The sequence below is a fragment of the Corallococcus sp. BB11-1 genome, from assembly GCF_026626625.1.
In the GTDB taxonomy this organism is placed as follows: domain Bacteria; phylum Myxococcota; class Myxococcia; order Myxococcales; family Myxococcaceae; genus Corallococcus; species Corallococcus soli.
Genome location: NZ_JAPNJY010000001.1, coordinates 364546 through 383290 on the forward strand (window position 1 = coordinate 364546; position 18745 = coordinate 383290).

Sequence of the window (18745 nt, forward strand, 5' to 3'; positions counted from 1 at the left end):
GAAAATCACGCCTCCTACGGCTGCGGCAGCATGCTCAACCGCTGCTTCGCCGACCGGCTCTGTGGGTCGAACCGGAGCGCCTCTTCCAGCCGCTCGCGGCCCTTCGCCACGTTGCCCTGCACCACGTACAGGTCCGCCAGCCGCACCAGCACGTCCGCGTTGTAGGGCTGCAGGTCCAACGCCCGCTCGAACTCGCGCGTCGCGGTGACCACGTCCCTGCGGCGCATCGCCAGTTGCCCCAGCATGATGTGCGGCTGCACCAGCCCGCGCGTCTCCGGCTGGTTCGCCAGGGCCTCCAGCGCCGGCATCGCCCGGGCGTCCCCGAACGCCGCCAGCGTCAGCGCCGCGCCCTGCCGCACCCACAGCGAGCCGTCCTTCAGGAGCGGCACCAGGTCCTCCGCCGCCTCGCGCGCGTTCGCGGCGCCCAGCGCTTCGATGAGGTCCGAGCGCAACGTGCTGTCCGTCGTGCCCTTGAGCGTCGCCCGCAGCGCCGGCACCGCGTCGCGCTTGAACCGGCGCGCCAGGAACTTCGCCGCCGCGCCCCGGAGCGTGCCCGCCTCCGCCGTGTCCGCCAGCACCGCCTCCAGCGGCCCCCGGCTCCGCGCCGCCGTCTTCTCGTCGAACGCATCCGCCAGCCGCAGCCGCCGCTGCTGGCGCTGCTCCGCCTGGGGCCACCACTTCGTCAACGCCTGCGCCATCGCGTCCGGCGTCTCCTTCGTGTGACAGGCATTGCATGCGTTGGGCACGTCGTGGCGCGCCGTGTTCTGCGGCGCCGGCACGTCCAGCGCGTGGTCCGCGAAGGGGTCCAGCACGCCCGACACCACCGGCGGCATGTGACATGCGATGCAGTCCTGCGCCGCCGCGGCCTTGTGGTGCGTGTGCTTCTCCCCCTGCGCCACCACCTCCGCGTGACAGCCGTGGCACGTCGCCGCGTTCGCGGACGTGCGCGCGGGCGCCGACTTCGGCAGCGGCTTCACCTCATTGGGCGCGTGCGGGTCATGCGGCGCCGTGTGACACGTCAGGCAGGTGGCCCCGCCCTGCTGGTGGCAGCGTGACTGGATGAGCGCCTGGTACTCGAAGCTGGAGGTGCTGGGACGCCCGTCGTTGAAGAAGTCCCCGGAGCGCTCGTTGCCCACCAGCAGCACCACGGGCTGGTAGCTGGCGTCGTAGCGCTGGCCGGGCTGGAAGCGGTGCTCCGCGTCCAGCATCGGGAACAGCGTGCGGCGGGGCCCATGGCACTGCGCGCACACCGCGAAGGACTCCGCCGCACCCAGCTTCCGCGGCTGGATGATGTCCGCCGCCGCCTGCGACTCCGCGTGCCGGCCGCCCGGCCCATGGCAGGACTCACACGCGACACCCGCGTCCGCGAACGTCGTCTGCCATTGCTGCTTCGCCCGGTCGTAGCGCGCGTCCAGCCCCGTGACGTGACAGTCCAGGCACGCGTGCTGCGCGCTGCGGCGGAAGTTCGCCCAGAAGAACGGGTGGTCCGGCGCCAGCGGGCCCTGCTTCTTCTCCGAGTAGTCCACCCACTCGCCCTTGCCCGTGACGTGGAAGTAAACCGGCAGCACCTGCCAGCGCCCGTCCGGCAGCAGCGTGATGGGGTCCTGCATGCGCTTGCCGCCCACCAGCCACTGCACCGGCCACTCGCCCAGCTTCCCGTCCGCGCCCTTCGTGCGCATCAGGTACCTGCCGCCGTCGCGGCGCATCCACGCCTCGCTGGAGTCGCCCTTGAAGTGGGTGCCCGCGCCCGTGAACGTGCCCACGACGAACTCCTTCGTCGCCGGGGACAGCGCGCGGGCGTGCCAGTCGTGCTTCCAGCCCGTGTGCTGCTCCTCGTGGCAGTCCGCGCAAACCTCGGAGCCCACGAACCGGTTCGGCGTCGCGGGGGCCGCCACCGCCTTCACCGGCGCGGGCGCGGCGGGGCTCCCCGCATCCAGCACGGCAGGAGGCGTGGGGGCCCGGGTGACGGGGGCCAGGGGCGCGGGGGGCGCGGCCGGGCGCAGGGCGAAGAACAGGCCCGCGGCGAGGAGCGCGACCACCGCGAGGGCGACGAGGACAGGACGAGAGGGACGCATCCGGAGGTGCCGTCCATGCTCCTCCCATCCGCCAGGCGGCACAAGCCGCGCTCCGAGCGAGCCCGGGCAGCCCATCTCCTCCAGTCGACACCGGACTCCCAGGGAGGGCTGCGGTCCCGGGGAGCCCTGGACTAGGGTGGTAGGGCGCGGGAGCCGTTACCTTCACCCGACAGGAGCCCGTCCCATGCCCATGCGGTCCGTGAATGGAACCCGGCTGTACTACGAGGACACCGGCGGCCCGGGGGACGTGGTCCTGTTCAGCCATGGGCTCCTGTGGAGCACGCGCCTGTTCGACCCGCAGGTGGAGGCGCTGCGGGGCCGCTTCCGGTGCATCTCCTACGACCACCGGGGGCAGGGGCAGAGCGAGGTTCCGCCCGACGCGGTCATCGACATGGAGACGGTGTACGCGGACGCGGTGGCGCTCATCGAGTCGCTGGGCGTGGCGCCGGTCCACTTCGTGGGGCTGTCCATGGGGGGCTTCGTGGGGATGCGGCTGGCCGCGCGCCGGCCGGACCTGGTGCGCTCGCTGGTGCTGCTGGAGACGTCCGCGGACCCGGAGCCCACCGTCAACGTGCCCCGCTACACCGCGCTCAACCTGGTGGCCCGCTACGTGGGGCTCGCGCCCGTGACGGGGCCGGTGATGCGCATCATGTTCGGCACGTCGTTCCTCACCGACCCGGGCCGGGCGTCGGAGCGGTCGCTGTGGCGTGCGCGCCTGCGCCAGAACCGGCGCGACATCTGGCGCGCCGTCAACGGCGTCATCAAGCGCCAGGGCATCGCGGAGGAACTGCCGCGCCTGCGCACGCCCACGCTCGTCATCGTGGGCGAGGAGGACCGCGCCACGGTGCCCGCGAAGGCCGAGCGCATCCATTCCCTCATCCCCGGCTCGAAGCTGGTGCGCCTGTCGCGCGGTGGGCACTCGGCCACGGTGGAGGAGCCGGCGTTGGTGAATGCCGAACTCGCCCCCTTCCTCACCGAGCATGCTTCCACGAACGCCGCGCACACCGGCTGAAGCACGGTTACCCGAAACGAAACAGGAGGGCTTGTTCAATGCCAGTCGCGAAATGGAATGGCGCCGTGCTCGCGAAGAGTGACCGCTTCGAGGAAGTGGAGGGCAACGTCTACTTCCCGCCCGACAGCCTGAACCGGGAACACTTCAAGCCCAGCGCGACGCACACCCAATGCCCCTGGAAGGGCGAGGCCAGCTACTACTCCGTGGAGGTGGACGGCAAGACGAACGCGGACGCCGCCTGGTACTACCCGGAGCCGAAGCCGAAGGCGGCCAACATCCAGGGGTACGTGGCCTTCTGGAAGGGCGTGACGGTGGAGCGCTGACGGGCGTGCCCGTCGCAGTGCTGCTCACCGTCCGAGGGACTCGAGCGCGCGGATGCAGCGCGCGAGACTGTCACTTCGGCGGGCGGCCACCGCGGGGCGCCAGGCGTCCCGCGTGAAGTCCGCCACCACTGTCGAATATTGCTTTCCCACCGAGGCTGTCGAGCCTTCGGCTGGAACGAGGGCGGCCCTGAGCTCTCGGGAACGAGAGCGACGTGCCAGGTTGAGCAGCGCCTGCTTGGCGTTGGGAATCGTGTCGGGCGCGGGCGGGACCGAACTCACCGGAACACCCAGGAAGGTCGCGATGCGTTCCGCGTCCGCGAGCAGCCAGCTTTCGCCTTGATGGACGGCGATGCGCAGGTGCATTCCCTTCGCTGGCGTTGGAAGGAGACGTTTCACGAGCGCAGGTGCGCAGGCTGCATCCTGGTCCAGGTCACGCAGCACGAACCAGGGCGCATTGCGGGCCGCATGGTTGAAGCCCGCCAGCTTCGCATCGAGCTTCGCCTTTCCGCCCATGGGGTAGACCGTTCCCATGGGGAGGCCCGCGTGACGCAGGAGCCTCGTGACGATGGCCGTGTCGGTAGGCCCTTCCACCGCGAAGGTGATGGGGGTCACAACGCCTCGCCAAAGAGCGCAAGCTGTTCTGCTCCGCCCGGAGCCGTCCTGGGAATCACGGCCTCCGCCACCGTCAGGCCTCCTTCAAGGAGATCCCGGATGGGTTGGCTGTCCCTTGCTACGGACACCTGGGTTCCTTCCTTGCGCGGTGTCAGTACGAGCACTTCCTCGCCGCCAATCCCTTCGTCCGCCAGCAGGTCCGCGCTGTGGGTGCTGACGATGACCTGCCGGTCGTTCTTGCGACTCAGTCGCGCCAGCATTTGAGGAATGTGCTGGACGACCGCGGTGTGGAGCGACAGTTCAGGCTCCTCCAGAAGCAGGGGCGCGGTTCCATCCAGCAATGCCCAGAGCAGGCCCAAGAGCCGCAGGGTGCCGTCCGAAAGCTGGGTCTCATTCTGCCAGCCAGCGTTGGGCCGCCAGTGCTTGTACTTACCCTGGAGGTGGGGCACGCCCCGCTCATCACGCTTCAGGTCCAACTCCTGGAGTTGGGGAACCGCGACCCGGAGCGCACTCGTGATGCGCTTCAAGCGCGAGTTGAGCGTCTTGGGCGTCGCACGCGCCAATTGCTCCAGGAAGTCTCCTCCGAATGGGTCCATCACCCGACCCGTGGAGCGGTCTGGTTCCCGAACCAGTTGAGGAACGAGGTGGAGATAGCGGACCTTCGAGAAGAAGTCAGACAGCTCACGGAAGTGACGGTTGGTGTTCACCTGTTCCAGATGCGTCTGGGTCAGCAGCGCGGGATCCTTCTTGTCTTCGCTGTTGGGGCGCTCCAGGAGCGTTTTCGCGCCACGGGTGACGACTTCCGATTTGACGATGGGACGTCGCTGGTTGTCCTGGGTGAACTCGAGTCGGTAGTTCCAAGGCGGGCCTTCGCCAAGATCGACCTCGACTTCAAGCTCGACGTTTGGATATCGGCGCGCATGCAGGGAGCGAATTTGCGATACCCCTCGTCGCGAGGCCACCGCGCGTTGGAGCCCGCCCTGCGCGTCCGCTACGTCGCGCAGAAAGCGGATGGCGTCGAGGAAGTTGGACTTGCCGGCGGCGTTGGGACCGACGAGGAAGACGCGCTGTTCCAGGGGCACGTCGGCCTCAAGGAAGTTTCGCCAGTTCTGCATCCGGATGCGGGTGATGCGCATGGTGCGACTCTAGTCGCCGCCTTCTTCTTGCGCACGTACGTGTCACACGGCTCCGCTCGACGAACCTCCCTTTTCGCGGGTGAGCCCTCCAAGCGAGCCGGAGGCGTGAGCTTGGCGCGCTGAGGAACCATCCAGCCGCAGTGCCTGCTGCACATGAGTTTGCGCGGGCGAGCATTGCTGGTGGGTCGTGCCCCTTCCGCAAGGGGGCTCGGACGCCCGGATGTCGTCGGGTGCACGCGTCCGTCAGCGTCAGGCTTGTCGTCCGCGCGGGAGCGGCGATGCTGGTCGCCTCTTCGGACCGCGCGTGAGGCAGACGCGGCGGTCCCTCTTCAGGTGGAGGTGGCGCGGGTGGCGACGGTGTCCCTGCAGGACGTGCGCAAGGTGTACCGGGGTGGGGTGGCGGCGGTGAAGGGCGTGACGCTGGACATCGCGGACGGCGAGTTCGTGTCGCTGGTGGGCCCGTCCGGGTGCGGCAAGTCCACGACGTTGAACCTCATCGCGGGGTTGGAGGAGCTGTCGGGCGGCACGCTGTGCATCGACGGGCAGGTGGTGAACGACCTGTCCCCGCGCGAGCGTGACATCGCGATGGTGTTCCAGAGCTACGCGCTCTACCCGCACCTGGACGTGGCGGGGAACCTGGCGTTCCCGCTGAAGGTGGCGGGCATGGACGCGAAGGACATCGAAGCGCGCGTGCGCGAGGTGTCCGGGGTGCTGGGACTGGAGGCGCTGCTCGCGCGCCGGCCGAAGGAGCTGTCCGGCGGGCAGCGGCAGCGGGTGGCGCTGGGGCGCGCGCTGGTGCGCCGGCCCAAGGTGTTCCTCTTCGACGAGCCCCTGTCCAACCTGGACGCGGCGCTGCGCACGCAGATGCGCGGTGAAATCAAGAAGCTGCACGAGCAGCTCCAGGCCACGTTCATCTACGTCACGCACGACCAGGCGGAGGCGATGACGCTGTCCGACCGCGTGGTGGTGATGAGCCAGGGCGAGGTGCAGCAGGTGGCCCCGCCGCGCGAACTGTACGACGCCCCGGCGAACCTGTTCGTGGCGGGCTTCTTCGGCTCGCCGCGCATCAACCTGGTGAAGCCGGACACGCTGGGCCTGCCGCCGGAGGACGCGGTGCTGGGGCTGCGGCCGGAGCACCTCCAGGTGGGCCAGGGCGAGCGTCCCCCGGAGGCCCGCGAGGCCCGCGTGTACCTGGTGGAGCCCATGGGGGCGGAGGTCTGGGTGACGGTGGAGACGGGCGGCGAGCGGCTGGTGGCCAGGGCACCCGGAGACTTCCGCGCCGCGAGCGGGGATTTGGTGTGGCTGCGCCACGACGCGCGCTACCTGCGCAGGTTCGATGGGAAGACGGGGCGCGCGGTGTGAAGCCGCGTCAGGCGTAGACCTCCTCGCTGTCCACCAGCGGCTCCAGGCGGCGCTGGAGGCTCTGGATGAACGCGTAGCGCCGGCCCAGGGCCTCCTGGAGTTCGCGCGCCTCCGCCCGTGCGCGCTCCTCGCGCAGCGTGGCCAGGGCCGTGTCCAGGGTCTCCTTGAGCACGCGTGACTCGTCGTTCGACAGTTCCAGCAACATGAGGGTGTCCTCCTTCTCGTGAACGTTGGGCACCGCGCCCCGGTGCGTGCGTGGGCCGTTTCCCTGCCGTGGGGGAAGGCTGCCCGGGGGCTCACCGGGCCGCCTGCCACGGCGCGCACGGCGGCGGCAGCGACCCCACCCTTGGTGAGGACCCCATGGGCGCGAGGAGCGACACGATGATTCACGCGGGAGACGTGAGAGAGGGCATGGCGGTGCTCGCCGCCGACGGGCACAAGCTGGGCCGGGTGGCGGGCGTGGGCGACACGCACTTCGAACTGGAGCAGGGCCTGGTCCCCATTCCCCGGCGCGACTACCTCATCGAGTTCAGCGACGTGGAGGCCGTGCGCGAGGATGAAATCCTCCTCAAGCCGGCGGACCACTCGCAGCTCACGCTGGAGGAGGACGACGACGGCGGGGCCCTGCCGCCCCGGCACAGTGAAGGGATGGACGCGGAGCCCGCGAACGACCCCCTGGGTCCCATGCGGCACTGACGCGGGAACGCCGCGCCGCGCTCCGGGACTTCCAGGAACTTCCAACCCGCGGAGCAGGGCAAGGGCCTGGAATCATTGGGCCCTGCGGGCGTGGCATGTCAGACCGGCGCGGTAGACGGACCCCTCGGTCAGACGTCCCGGTGGGGTCATGCGACGGTTTTCGACATCTTGCGTCACGGTGCTGTGGTTGGGAGTGATGTTCTCGTGCGGGCCCGCGCCGCGAGCGGATGCGGGAGGCGTGGAGGCGCCGGTGCCGGGCGTGCTGTCCACGCCGCGTCGGCTGCTGCCCTATGTCGCGCTGGAGGACGGGCGGGTGCTGGCAGCGGGGGGCCACGACGGGCACCGCACGCTCGGCTCCAGTGAGGTCTTCGACCCGGACACCGGCCGGTGGCGGCCCTCGGGCGCGCTGCGCACGGCGCGGCGCAACCACGCGGCGGTGCGGCTGGCGGACGGCCGGGTGCTCGCGGTGGGCGGCTCCAACGGGGTGACGGTGGGCGCGCTGGCGAGCGCGGAGGTGTACGCGCCGGACACGGGCACGTGGACGCCGGTGGCCTCCATGGGCGAGGCGCGCAACGACCCGACGGCGGTGCTGTTGCCGGACGGGCGGGTGCTGGTGGCGGGCGGCACGGACGTGGACCTGCGGCCGGTGCGCTCGGCGGAGCTGTACGACCCGGCGATGGGGGCGTGGCGGCCGGCGGAGGCCCCGGGCTTCGTGCGGGGAGGCGAGGGGACGGCGGTGGTGCTGCGTTCCGGGCGGGTGCTCTTCGCGAGCGGCCTGCAGGCGGAGCTGTACGACCCGGTGACGGGCCACTGGGAGAAGGCGGGCGCGGTGGGCGGCGCGGCGGGCACGCACCGGCTGGGGCACACCGTGACGCTGCTTCCGGATGGACGCGTGTTGGTGGTGGGCGGCACGACGTCGCGCGCGGCGCAGACGGCGGAGGTGTTCGTGCCGGAGCGGGGGGCGTGGGAGTTGGTGGCATCGCCCTCGGTGCCGCGCGAACACCACGCGGCGCTGGTGACGGGAGAGGGCGCGGTGTTGGTGGTGGGCGGCGAGCACTCCACGCGCGGCACGCTCGCGTCAGCGGAGCAGTTCGACCCGGCGCGTGGCATGTGGACGCAGGCGCCCACGCTGCATGAGCCGCGAGGCGAGGCGGGCGCACTGTGGCTGCGACAGGGCACGGTGCTGGTGGTGGGCGGCGTGAACGAGCTGGGCACGCTGGCCACGAGCGAGGAGTACGTCCCCGCCACCTGTGTCCCCATGACGTGTGAAGCCCGGGGGCCGGCGTGCGGCGTGGCGCTGGACGGCTGCGGCGCGACGCTCGACTGCGGCCCGTGCGTGGCGGGCGCGCTTCCAGGTGTCGAGCAGGGCCCCTGACCGTCGGAGTCCAATGGGATGGACAACGGCGCGCCGGAGCGGGCACGTTGCCTCCATGCCCCCTGCCCCGAACCCCACGTCCATCGATGATCCCGTGGCCGATGACTTCTGGTCCTTCGAGGACGACCACGGAAGGCAGCACGTCTCTCGCGTCACGCTGGGCCGGCCCGTGCCCATTCCCCAGGATGCCCAGGGGGACTGGTACTGCCCCGTGCTCATCGGCCACGCCGTGCCCCTGGCCGTCAGCATGGTGGGCGTCGGTCCCGTGGATGCCCTGCTCAACGCCGCGCGTTTCGTCCGAGAGCACTTCCACGAGCTGCGCAAGGTCAGCCCGCGCGCCACGCCCCCAGGCTCCACGGATTCAACGTGAAGCCAGCACAGCGTGTCTGGTTTTCCCGGCTGGCCGGCAACCCGGGACCCGCCGGGCGGGTGTCTGTCTTCGTCGCGCCGCGCGAAGGCGCATGACAGACTGTGCGCCCATGCGCTCCTGGAAACACCTGCTCGTCGTCCCGCTCGTCTGTTCCACCGCCTGCGCCACCGCGCCCGTCCCCGCCGCGAAGCCCGAGGCCCCGGCCCCCGCCATCGCCGCGGCGCCCGCGCCGGCCCCCGCTGCCGTGCCCGCGCCGGAGCGCCCCTTCGGCACGCTGCGCGAACAGGCCGAACGCCAGCAGGCCTGGCTCCGCGAGCGCCTGGAGACCGCGCTGCCCCAGCTCATGCGCAAGCACGGCGTGCAGATGTGGATCGTCCCCATGCGCGAGTACAACGAGGACCCCGTCTTCAAGGCGCTCGTGTCGCCCACCACCTTCGCCGCCCGCCGCCGCACCATCTACGTCTTCTTCGACCGGGGCGGTGACAAGGGCGTGGAGCGGCTGGCCCTGGGCGGCAGCACGCAGGGCGGTCTCTACGAGGCCCGCCGCGCGCCGCAGCTGGTGGACCGGGGCGGCGCCCAGCGCCCCGCCGAACTCCTGGGCCCCGAACAGTGGCCGCTCCTCAAGCAGGTGGTGGAGGAGCGCAAGCCCCAGTCCATCTCCATCGACGTGTCCCCCGCCATCGCCTTCGCGGACGGCCTCACCCACGGCGAATACGAAGGCATGGCCCAGGCCCTGGGCCCCGCCTGGGTGAAGCGCTTCAAGCCCGCCGGTGGCCTGCCCCTGGACGTGCTCGGCTGGCGCAGCGCCGACGAGGCCCGCTTCTACGAGGACCTCACGAAGCACGCCTGGAACATCATCCAGACCGCCTTCTCCAACGCCGTCATCACCCCCGGCGTCACCACCACGAAGGACGTGGAGTGGTGGATGCGCCAGCGCCTGGCCGACCAGGGCCTGGACACCTGGTTCCAGCCCGACGTGAGCGTGCAGCGGATGGGCGCCTCCGAGGAGCAGTTGGGGGACAGCCCCGTCATCCAGCGCGGCGACGTGCTCCACTGCGACTACGGCATCACCGCGCTGCGCCTCAACACGGACACCCAGCACATGGGCTACGTGCTGCGCGAGGGGGAGACGGACGCGCCCGAGGGCCTGAAGGCCGCGCTGAAGGCTTCCAACCGGCTCCAGGACATCGTCACCGCGGAGCTCAAGCCGGGCCGCACCGGCAACGAGGTGCTGCGCGCCTCGCTCGCGCGCATGAAGGCGGAGGGCATCGACGGCACCGTGTACTCGCACCCCATCGGCCTGCACGGACATGGCGCGGGCCCCATGATTGGCATGTGGGACCGGCAGGAGGGCGTGCCCGGCAACGGCGAGCACCGCGTGATGCCGTCCACCTGGTTCTCCATCGAGCTCCAGGCCACCAGCCCCGTGCCGGAGTGGAAGGGCCAGCCCGTGCGCTCCGCCCAGGAGGAGGACGTGGTGCTGGACGCCGAGGGCACCGTGCACTGGGCCTTCCAGCGCCAGACGACCTTCCACCTGGTGCGCTGAAGGCCCGCCCGGAGGCCCGCGCGCGCGGGCCTCACCGGAGCTTCACCGGAGCTTCAGCGCGCCACGCCCGTCATGGACTTGAGCAGCGTCACCAGCGACTGCTTCTCCTCGGTGCTCAGGTCCAGCTTGACGATGGACACCGTGCGCACGCCGGTGAACGTGCCGTCCGGGTCCCCGCCCTCGTTGTAGAAGTCGATGACGTCCTCCAGCGTCTTCTCCGCGCCCGTGTGCATGTAGGGCGCGCTCAGCGCCACGTTGCGCAGGGTCGGCGTGCGGAAGGCGCCCACCACCTCGTCCGGCTTGCCCTGCACCTGCGTGCGCAGCGTGGGCAGCCGCGCCGCGTCCAGGCCCGACGGCGCGTCGCTGAAGAGGCCCGCGGCGTTGAACTTCCAGGACAGCAGCGGCTCCACCGCGTCCGCGTGGCCGCGCTTGCCGGCGCCCGCGTCCTTCAGGCCCAGGTTGTGGAACTTGTCGTCCGTCAGCATGCGGCCCTTGTGGCACACCACGCACTGGCCCTTGCGGATGAAGGTCTTCAGCCCCAGGTACGCCGGGTCCTGCTCCTGCGTGCCCGCCGCCACCGCCTGGAGGAAGCGCCGCACGTCCGCGTCGAAGGGCGAGTCCGTCCGGTTGAGCGTGCGCTGGTACGCCGCCAGCACCTTGCCCACGTTGGCCATCAGCCGGTCCCCGTCCGGCTCATCCCCGGGCGCCGTGCCGAACAGCTGCGTGTACTCCGCCACGTACGTGGGCTCCGCCACCAGCCGCGCGCGCACGACCTCCGCGTTCGAGTCCATCTCCACCGGGTTCGTCAGCGGCAGCACCGCCTGGGACCAGAGCCGGTCCGCGCGGCCGTCCCACATGAACCAGCGGTTGTAGCCCGCGTTGAGCAGGCTGGGCGGGTTGCGCTCCGTGCGCTGCCCGTCGCAGCCCTCCGCCGTGGCCGTCTCCACCGTGTAGCTCTCCCCCGCGTGGCAGCCGCGGCAGGACACCGTCCCGCAGCGCGACAGCCCCGGGTCCTCGAACAGCCGGTGGCCCAGCGAGGCCGCGGCCGCGTTGTCCCCGAACCTGTTCGTCGGATCCACCTCCGGCTTCACGCTCGGCGTGTGCAGGGTGCTCAGCTGGTCGAGCTCGTCCTCGGTGGGGAAGGGGGCTTCGGACTCGCAACCCGTCCCCATCAGGGCCAGGGCGAGCAGGGCGGTACACGGACGGAACAAGGACATGGGCCGCAAGAGCTTGGCGCCCTTGTGTTCAGCAATCAATGGTCCCCGGAAGAACCCACCCACGGGCCCTCCCGTCCTTCTGGGGAAACAGGGACGCCCCGGCCTGGCGCGTCCCGTCCCTCCTGCTGGCCCAGCCTACCCGCAGGCGAGCTTGTAGCTGATGACCTTCGCCTGGAAGCGGGCGATGTTCATCGTCGTGGGCTCCGGGCTCACCGTGGGCGCCGCCCCGCTGGCGCACTTGAGGCTCGGATCCACCACCAGCTCCACCTTCAGGTCCGAGCCGTCCGGCAGGCCGGCCACGGTGAAGCTGCAGGTGTTCTTGCGGCTGCGCTTCACCTCGCCCGCACCCAGCGCCGCGGAGTTCCCCTCGGTCACCTTCACGCCCACCGCGGAGCACGGGTCGCCCTGCAGCCCGCTCTCCGGGTACGTGATGCTTCCCGTGACCGTGGCGTTGCCCCCGCGCCCAGCTGCCGCCGCGCCACTCGACGTCGAGGCGCAACCGGTCACGGCAAGGACGAAGGCGGCAACAGCAATTCGCAACATGGATATCCTCAATTCAAGAATGAAAGGTTTTCACGCTGGCTGGCTGCCTTCCAGGCGAGCCATTCGCGCGCGCCACGTACAAATGCGCCGCGCCTTCATTCCACGCTGAAGTGCGTTCGCGATTGCTTCCCGGGGTTGGGTTTCCGTTCGTGAACATCCGCCCTGTTCACTCCCATGGGTTGAGAAACCGGCTTCACTGAAGAAGCTGCAAGGCGTCGTGGGCGCGCACCAGCCCGTGGCCGAACACGGGGTCCTTTCCGGGCGTGCCCAGGTCGTGCGCGGAGGCCTCCATCGCCGCGCGCACCTGCTGGGGCGTGAGGGTGGGGTGGGCGCTCCAGAGGAGGGCCGCGACGCCGCTCACGAAGGGCGCGGCCATGGAGGTGCCGGAGACGTGGGTGTAGTCCATGGGGACCAGCGTCAGCCGCGCGTAGGTGCCCAGGCGCTGGCGCAGCACGGTGCTGGTGGCCTGGTTGACGCTGACGGCGGGCGCCCAGTGTCCCCGGCGGGGCAGGGACATGATGTCCACCACGCCGCCCGCGGGGCCGTCATCCGCGCCGAAGACGACCGCGCTTGCGCCCTGCATCATCACGTTGGACATGGCCTGGTCGACGGGCACCGCGCCCGGGCGCACGTAGGCCACGAAGCCGTCACAGGTGGCGCCCTGACACGCGTCCAGGGACTCCCCCTGGCCGCAGTCCACCAGCCGTCCCAGGGCATCGCCCGTGGGTGAATACAGGAGCGAGCGGGACATGGGGGCCATGTCGTTCACGGCCATCTCCGCGAAGGTGCCCAGGCCCCGGGGGAAGGTGGACAGCACGTCCACGCCGGGCGCCACCAGGCCCAGGTCCTCGCCCACGCAGGAGAAGCTCGCGCGCCGCTCGTTCGCGTCCACCGCGCCCACCGCGAGGACGGACGGGTCCGACGCCGGGTACAGCACCGGGCCGCCCTGGTTGCCGGCGGCCGCCACCACGAGCATGCCGTGGTCCAGCGCCGCCTTGAACGCCTCCAGGGCGCTGCGCGTGGCCGTGCCGCCCCCCAGCGACAGCGACACGACGCGCGCGCCCTGGGACTCGCACCACTCCAGCGCGGAGAGCACGACGCTCATCTGCGTGGAGCCCTGCTCATCCAGCACGCGCGCGATGAGCAGCGAGGCGCCGGGGGCCACGCCCACCATGCCCCCCGGGCTCATCCGGGGGGCCGTGACGCTGCCCTGCCCCAGCCGGGCGCCGATGATGCCCGCCACGTGCGTGCCGTGGCCCTGGCCCCACTCGCCCCTGGCGCTCTTGTCGGTGGGATCCTCGTCGTCGTCCAGGAAGTCGTGGCTGGCCACCACGGCGCCCCGGAACTCCGGGTGCTCCACATCCAGCCCGCTGTCGATGACGCACACCCGCACGCCCTCGCCCGTGGGCGCGCCGGGATCCACCACGCCGTCCGCGTTCGCGTCCCACACCCGGGGCGCCTGCACCAGGCGCAGCCCCGCGGAGTACTCGTCGGTCGGCGCGACACCCTCGCTGGATGACAGCACCCGCGCCGGCAGCGACAGCGGCAGGCCCTGGCCGAACCAGGTTTGATCCTCCTCGATGCTCTCCACCAGCGTGCTGCGCTCCAGCAGGACCCGCTCCAGCGGCGTCACGCGCGCGGCCACCGCGGGGATGTTGCGGTAGATGGCGCTCACCTTCGCCCCGGTGCCCCGGGTGAGCTCGGCGCCCGCCGCCGTGATGCGCGAGGCCCGTGTCTGGCCGCCGCCCCGGTGGAAGCGGATGATGACCGCCTGCCGCCCGTCCTGCATCACCCGCGAGGGCAGCGGTGAGGCCAGGCCCTGACGGTGTGTCATCCCCCCGGCGACGACGCCCGGGCACGCCTGCCCCCGCGTCACGGGCCGTGTGGAGGACTCCGGCCCACATGCGACCAGCGCCAGCAACCCGATGAATCCCCATCGCTTCATGACGCGACTCCTTCCAGGACGACGACCTCGTGAGAGGTCTCCTCGCGGCCGGGGGGCCAGGAGGTGCCCACCTCCCTCCCAAGGGAAGGAGGCGGTCCGCACTTGAGGGAACGCATCTGGGGACGGAGTCGCAACGTTCCGCGGGACACCCGGCCCTGGACGTGCGCGGGTTCACACGCCACCTGTTGTCCGGCGGAACACGACGTCGGGTTTTCCGTCGGCTCCGGGACTTTCTCTTTTTCTGGCGCGGGGTGTGCCCGGTCTGGGATGAAGGGGCGAAGCGGGGCGCGCGGCTTGATTCCACGGGGGAGTCCGTGCTGCGCTCCCACATTGAAGCCATGAGCACCCCTCCCCCAGAGTCCCCTCGGTTTTTCGGGCGCTACGAGCTCGTCCACCTCCTGGGCCAGGGCGGCATGGGGGAGGTGTACCTGGCGAAGCTGACCGGGGCGGCGGGCTTCGAGAAGCCCTGCATCGTGAAGACCATCCTGCCGGGGCTGGTGAAGGACCGGCAGTTCCTGGACCGCTTCCACCACGAGGCCAAGGTGCTGGTGCACCTGGTGCACTCCTCCATCGCCCAGGTGTACGACATGGGCGAGGCGGACGGCACCTACTACATGTCCCTGGAGTACGTGGCGGGCGTGGACCTGGGCTACCTGCTGGAGCAGGCGCGGGTGCAGGGGCGGGCGGTGCCGGCGCCGGTGGCGCTCTACATCGGCCAGCGCATGGCGGAGGGCCTGGGGTACGCGCACCGCAAGACGGGCTCGGATGGCGAACCGCTGGGCATCGTCCACCGGGACGTGTCCCCGCACAACGTGATGGTGTCGTACGAGGGCGAGGTGAAGGTCATCGACTTCGGCCTCGCGAAGTCCACCGCGCGCAGCAAGTACACGCTGCCGGCCACGGTGATGGGGAAGCTGGGCTACATGTCCCCGGAGCAGGTGCGCGCCGAGCCGCTGGACCACCGCAGCGACATCTACTCCTGCGCGGTGGTGGTGTGGGAGATGCTGGCGGGCCGTGGGCTGGTTCCCCACGGCACCGTGGGTGAGATGATGGCGGCCATGTCGCAGCCGGTGGTGCCGCCCCTGGCGGACCTCCGGCCGGACGTAGACGCCTCGCTGGAGACCGTCCTGCGCCGCGCGCTCGCGCCCGTGCCGGCGGAGCGCTACGCGCGGGCGGACGACTTCGCCCGCGCGCTCAACGCGGAGCTGCTGCGCACCGGCGCGACGATGGGCGCGGAAGAGGTGGGCGAGTTCGTGCGCGGCCTCTGTCCGGAGGCCTTCGCGGAGCAGCGCAAGCTGGCGTCCAACGTCTCCGGGGAGCGCCGCACGCCGCCGCCCACCGCGCGTTCGGGCTCCGGCACCGGCATGTATGGCGCTCCTGGAGAGGGACCGGAGTCGGGCGCGGCCTTCCAGGCCACGGCCGTGCGCACGCCTGGCGACGCGGCCGTGCGGCGGGACACGGGGCGCATCGAGATGGAGCCCCTGGCGCGAGGCCCCTCCGGGACGTTCGTCTCCGGGGGGACGGGCCCGGCTCCCAGCACGAAGGGCTCCGGGGGCGTGGCCCGCGGTGACGACGCGCCGGACGCGTCCTCGCTGGACGCCACCGCGGTGCGCCGGATGCCGAAGCCCCCGGCTCCGGCCCTGGCTCCAGCGGGAGGCACCTCCGAACAGGCCCTGGTGAAGCCCGAGCGTCGCCGGCCGCTGGCGCAGATCGCCGTGGCCGCGTTGCTGCTGGTGGGCGTCACGGTGGGCCTCACCACGTATGTGATTCACGCGCGCACTCCAGACGAACCCATCCTGCCGCCTCCGTCGGCCGTCACCCCGACGGTGCCGGTGGTGGCCGCGCCCGAGCCGCCCCCGGACGTGACGCCGCCTCCGGACGTGACGCCGCCTCCCGAGGAGGCGCCCGTCGTCGCTGAGAACGGGGAGCCGGACGCGGGCCTGGCGCCGTCTCCGGCGGGGGTCCCCGGCAAGCCGTCGGACGTGAAGTCAGCGTCGGCGTCGAAGACGCGGCGGCCCGTGCGCATGGTGGCCGTGAGCACGCCGGTGGCGCCCATCGAGGAGCTGCGAGGGGGCCAGCGCGCGGTGAAGGCGGACGCGGGGCCCGGGCTCAACGCGGGGGCGTCGTTGCAGGTGGTGGGGCCGGCCGCGCGGGGCTCCAACAAGCGTCCGCTGCTGGGGATGGCCCGCGTGGAGAGCATCCGTCCCCGGAGGGATCAGATCGTCCTGCGGTTGGATGACGACGCCGACGCGGCGAAGGGTGAGCGCTACGTGGTGCTGCCCCCGCGCCTGGCCACGCTCCCGGCGCCCGAGCCCGTCGCGGCGCCGGTGCAAGAGGAGCCGCCCGCCGCGCCGCACAAGTTGATGGGCTCCGCGCTGACGGATGGCCTGCTGGGCTTCAACGTCAACCGGACGCTCACCATCCTCAACGAGGACACCATCGCCTGGACGCGGTGCAAGCTGGTGCTGTCGCGGCGGCAGCAGGCTGAGATGGCGTCGCTCGCGCCGTACTCGAAGCACGAGGTGAAGACGGTCGCGCCCTACTTCAAGGTGCAGGCCAAGGCGCCCTTGGTGCCGGAGCGCGTGGTGCGGGTCATCTGCAAGGAAGGCGAAGGGGAGTTCCCGCTGCGCAAGCAGTAGCGCGTGCGCCTTGCCTGGCCGGGGTGTGTCCCCGTGCTCCCGCGGGCCTCAAGGCTTCAGTCGCGCGGCCCCCACGGGGCAATCAAGGCGCAGGAAGGTCGCCAGCCCCGTGTCGCCGCCCTTCGCTTCGCGAACCGCGCGGGCCAGGGACGTGCGGCACTCCCACGTCACGTCGCGCGTCCCGTGGCAGCAGTGCCAGCCGGTCAGGGTGTGGTCCAGGTACTTGATCATCTCATCGCGCGTGGGCGTGACGATGCTCCACACCGCGGCCGCGAACAGGACCACCCCGATCAGCGGAACCTCCACGCCCCGCAGCCAGCCGCGCACGCCCCCTTGAATCGCGGCGGCGTGCACCCCCAGCCGCGCGTCCAGCGGGCGGCGTTGCAGCACGACCTGGAGCAGCAGCTCCAGGGGCGCGGTGAGGCCGCGCAGGAGCCCCCTGCCCAGGCCGGGCGCGCGTCCTTCACCGCGCTCCAGCGTGAGCCCCAGGAAGTGACGGCCCGGCGTTCGGCGCGTCAGCCCGCCCACGGCGGACAGCGCGAACCAGGCCACCGCCCCGGCGAGCGCCAGCGTGCCCGCGGTGGGCACCTGCTCCGCCGCGCGCAACGCGCCCCACCCCACCAGCGCACAGCCCGTGAGGTCCAGCAGATCCGCCACCCACAGCCGGCCCTGGTGGCGGGCCTCGGTGGGAATGGTCTCCATGGAGAACAACGCCCCGTCGCTCATCGGCCTCTCTCGTCCGCGCGGGGCGGGCCCGGGGGCCTGCCTCGCGACGCAGGGGCGCACCACCGCGAGAGCGCCCCGGCCTGGACTCCTACTACAGGTCCAGCACCAGCCGCTTGGAACGTGCGCGCGAGACGCAGACGAGCATGCGTGAGTCCCCCGCGGGCTCCGCCTGGAAGAACGTGTCGCGGTGTTCGGGGGTGCCCTCGCACACGCGGGTGAGGCAGGTGCCGCAGGAGCCGGCCTCGCAGTCGCTCTCCACCTTCACCCCGTGGGTGCGCAGCACGTTGAGCACGCTCTTGCCGGCCGGGACGCGCAGCACCTGGCCGGTGCTGCGCAGGGACACCTCGAAGTCCTCCTCCGGCGTCGCGTGGGTGGCGGAGGCGCCCTCCGCGCTGAAGGCCTCGAAGTGCACCTTCTCCCCGGGCCACCGGTGCAGCAGCGCCGCGTCGCGCACGGCCTTCATCAGGCCCGCGGGGCCGCAGCAGTACAGCCGTGTGCCCGGGCCGCGCGTGGCCAGCAGCGCGCGCACGTCCAGGCCCCTCGCGGGGTCGCCTCCATCGTGGTGCAGGTGCACGCGGCCGGCGAAGGACGGCGAGGTGAGCAGCTCCCGGAAGGCCGTGCGGCCCTCGTCGCGCGTGCAGTAGTGCAGCACCCACTCCGCGCCGGTGCGCTCCAGCACGCGCGCCATGGCCAGCAGCGGCGTGACGCCGATGCCGCCCGCGATGAGCACGTAGCTGCGCGCGTAGAGGAGCGGGAAGTCGTTGACGGGCTCGCTCACGGTGAGCACGTCGCCCTCGCGGACGTGGTCGTGCATGGCCCGCGAACCGCCGCGTCCGTTCGCGTCGCGCTGCACGGTGATGACGTAGCGGTGCGTCTCGCCCGGGTCGTTGCACAGCGAGTACTGCCGCAGGCCGTGGAGCGTGGGCACCTGGACGTCCAGGTGGGCTCCCGCCTCGAAGTCGGGCAGCGCGCCGCCGTCCTCGGACGTCAGCTCGTAGGAGAGGATGCCCTCGGCCTCGCGGGTGATGCGCGCCACCCGCAGGCGCAGCGTCTTCGTCGTCACGGTATGCCCCTTGTTCCCTGACCCGCCGCCCACGCGAGGCCGGCCCTGGTGCCGGCGTCGGGCAGGGTGGGCACAGGCCCGGGGCCCGGGCAGTGCGCGCGGGGA

At 71.7% G+C, this 18745-nt stretch carries 17 protein-coding genes; 8 read left to right on the top strand and 9 right to left on the bottom strand.

The window, feature by feature from the left end:
- Window positions 1–14: 14 nt before the first annotated feature.
- Entirely contained in the window at window positions 15–2075 is a 2061-nt protein-coding gene (locus OV207_RS01590) for a HEAT repeat domain-containing protein (protein ID WP_267551970.1), read from the bottom strand.
- A 184-nt stretch (window positions 2076–2259) separates the two neighbouring features.
- On the opposite strand from OV207_RS01590, the gene OV207_RS01595 reads away from it, so the two are divergent.
- Window positions 2260–3087 (top strand): alpha/beta fold hydrolase, encoded by an 828-nt coding sequence (locus OV207_RS01595; RefSeq protein WP_193346036.1) that lies wholly within the window; start codon window positions 2260–2262, stop codon window positions 3085–3087.
- 38 nt (window positions 3088–3125) lie between these two features.
- Entirely contained in the window at window positions 3126–3410 is a 285-nt protein-coding gene (locus tag OV207_RS01600) for a DUF427 domain-containing protein (RefSeq protein WP_193346037.1), read from the top strand.
- Window positions 3411–3434: 24 nt separating this feature from the next.
- On the opposite strand, the gene OV207_RS01605 is transcribed toward OV207_RS01600, so the two are convergent.
- Both OV207_RS01605 and OV207_RS01610 read right to left on the bottom strand, forming a co-directional pair.
- Window positions 3435–3941 (bottom strand): hypothetical protein, encoded by a 507-nt coding sequence (locus OV207_RS01605; protein ID WP_267551975.1) that lies wholly within the window; start codon window positions 3939–3941, stop codon window positions 3435–3437.
- Window positions 3942–4018: 77 nt separating this feature from the next.
- Complete coding sequence (locus tag OV207_RS01610) at window positions 4019–5158, bottom strand: AAA family ATPase (RefSeq protein ID WP_193346039.1); 1140 nt, start codon at window positions 5156–5158, stop codon at window positions 4019–4021.
- Window positions 5159–5506: 348 nt separating this feature from the next.
- Between OV207_RS01610 and OV207_RS01615 the strand changes: the two genes are divergently transcribed.
- Complete coding sequence (locus OV207_RS01615; RefSeq protein WP_193346040.1) at window positions 5507–6520, top strand: ABC transporter ATP-binding protein; 1014 nt, start codon at window positions 5507–5509, stop codon at window positions 6518–6520.
- Window positions 6521–6527: 7 nt separating this feature from the next.
- On the opposite strand, the gene OV207_RS01620 is transcribed toward OV207_RS01615, so the two are convergent.
- Window positions 6528–6725 (bottom strand): hypothetical protein, encoded by a 198-nt coding sequence (locus OV207_RS01620; protein WP_267551977.1) that lies wholly within the window; start codon window positions 6723–6725, stop codon window positions 6528–6530.
- A gap of 176 nt (window positions 6726–6901) precedes the next feature.
- Between OV207_RS01620 and OV207_RS01625 the strand changes: the two genes are divergently transcribed.
- The 4 genes from OV207_RS01625 to OV207_RS01640 all read left to right on the top strand — a co-directional run bounded on the left by OV207_RS01625 (window position 6902) and on the right by OV207_RS01640 (window position 10507).
- Window positions 6902–7216 (top strand): DUF2171 domain-containing protein, encoded by a 315-nt coding sequence (locus OV207_RS01625; protein WP_267551978.1) that lies wholly within the window; start codon window positions 6902–6904, stop codon window positions 7214–7216.
- 148 nt (window positions 7217–7364) lie between these two features.
- Entirely contained in the window at window positions 7365–8591 is a 1227-nt protein-coding gene (locus OV207_RS01630) for a Kelch repeat-containing protein (RefSeq protein ID WP_267551980.1), read from the top strand.
- Window positions 8592–8646: 55 nt separating this feature from the next.
- The gene (locus OV207_RS01635) at window positions 8647–8961 is read left to right on the top strand and encodes a hypothetical protein (protein WP_267551982.1); all 315 of its coding nucleotides are present in this window, start codon (window positions 8647–8649) and stop codon (window positions 8959–8961) included.
- A 109-nt stretch (window positions 8962–9070) separates the two neighbouring features.
- Window positions 9071–10507: a M24 family metallopeptidase gene (locus OV207_RS01640; RefSeq protein ID WP_267551984.1), complete on the top strand. Its 1437-nt coding sequence runs from the start codon at window positions 9071–9073 to the stop codon at window positions 10505–10507.
- A 53-nt stretch (window positions 10508–10560) separates the two neighbouring features.
- On the opposite strand, the gene OV207_RS01645 is transcribed toward OV207_RS01640, so the two are convergent.
- The 3 genes from OV207_RS01645 to OV207_RS01655 all read right to left on the bottom strand — a co-directional run bounded on the left by OV207_RS01645 (window position 10561) and on the right by OV207_RS01655 (window position 14212).
- Complete coding sequence (locus OV207_RS01645; RefSeq protein WP_267551985.1) at window positions 10561–11724, bottom strand: cytochrome-c peroxidase; 1164 nt, start codon at window positions 11722–11724, stop codon at window positions 10561–10563.
- Between the two features lie 135 nt (window positions 11725–11859).
- Window positions 11860–12099, bottom strand: a complete 240-nt coding sequence (locus OV207_RS01650; RefSeq protein ID WP_267551987.1) for a hypothetical protein — start codon at window positions 12097–12099, stop codon at window positions 11860–11862.
- 361 nt (window positions 12100–12460) lie between these two features.
- The gene (locus OV207_RS01655) at window positions 12461–14212 is read right to left on the bottom strand and encodes a S8 family serine peptidase (RefSeq protein WP_267551990.1); all 1752 of its coding nucleotides are present in this window, start codon (window positions 14210–14212) and stop codon (window positions 12461–12463) included.
- A gap of 338 nt (window positions 14213–14550) precedes the next feature.
- On the opposite strand from OV207_RS01655, the gene OV207_RS01660 reads away from it, so the two are divergent.
- On the top strand, window positions 14551–16851 hold the full coding sequence (locus tag OV207_RS01660; RefSeq protein ID WP_267551991.1) for a serine/threonine protein kinase: 2301 nt from the start codon (window positions 14551–14553) through the stop codon (window positions 16849–16851).
- Between the two features lie 48 nt (window positions 16852–16899).
- Here OV207_RS01660 and OV207_RS01665 read toward each other — a convergent pair whose 3' ends face one another.
- Together OV207_RS01665 and OV207_RS01670 are read right to left on the bottom strand one after the other, a co-directional pair.
- Window positions 16900–17577 carry a hypothetical protein gene (locus OV207_RS01665; RefSeq protein ID WP_267551993.1) on the bottom strand — a complete coding sequence of 226 codons (678 nt, stop codon included), beginning with the start codon at window positions 17575–17577 and terminating at the stop codon, window positions 16900–16902.
- Between the two features lie 91 nt (window positions 17578–17668).
- A complete protein-coding gene (locus OV207_RS01670; RefSeq protein ID WP_267551995.1) occupies window positions 17669–18640 on the bottom strand; it encodes a PDR/VanB family oxidoreductase in 972 nt (323 codons plus the stop codon).
- Window positions 18641–18745: the final 105 nt, after the last annotated feature.